This is a genomic window from Ralstonia sp. VS2407, from assembly GCF_052950655.1.
In genome coordinates this window covers 1-438 of the sequence record NZ_JBRFVG010000357.1, presented here as the reverse complement: position 1 = coordinate 438, position 438 = coordinate 1, and the positions used below count along the sequence as shown (strand labels likewise).

1 protein-coding gene is annotated in these 438 nt (G+C 73.5%); it reads left to right on the top strand.

Features of this window, described 5'->3' with window-relative positions; genetic code table 11:
- Nucleotides 1-35: 35 nt before the first annotated feature.
- A partial coding sequence (locus tag ACU8YE_RS25455; protein ID WP_446930374.1) for a histidine kinase occupies nt 36-438 on the top strand: 403 nt, incomplete at its 3' end.

The following is a 438-nucleotide window of genomic DNA, read 5'->3' as shown; positions in this document are numbered from 1 at the left end:
ACTCCGTCGGGGCCTACGGGCGGCCGCACCAGGCGATGGTCGCGATCGGTGCGCTCCTGCTGTCTGTGCCGATCGTCGCGGTGCTGTTCGCCGGCGTCGGCGAGCGCAACACGATCTGGTCCGACATCCTCTTCGGCGTGATCATCACGCTCGGGGTCGGCGCGTGGGGGCTGTTCGCCGGCGCCCGACGCCAGCTGATGGCCTCGCTGCGGGAGCGGGCCGTGCGCGCCGAGACGGAGCAGGCGCTGCGCATCGACCAGGCCCGAGCGCAGGAACGCACCCGGATCGCGCGTGAGATGCACGACGTGCTCGCCCACCGCATGTCGCTCCTGTCGGTCCAAGCCGGGGCGCTCGAGTTCCGACCGGACGCGCCCCCGGAGGACGTCGCCCGAGCGGCCGGCGTGATCCGCGCCACGGCCCACGAGGCGCTCGAAGAGC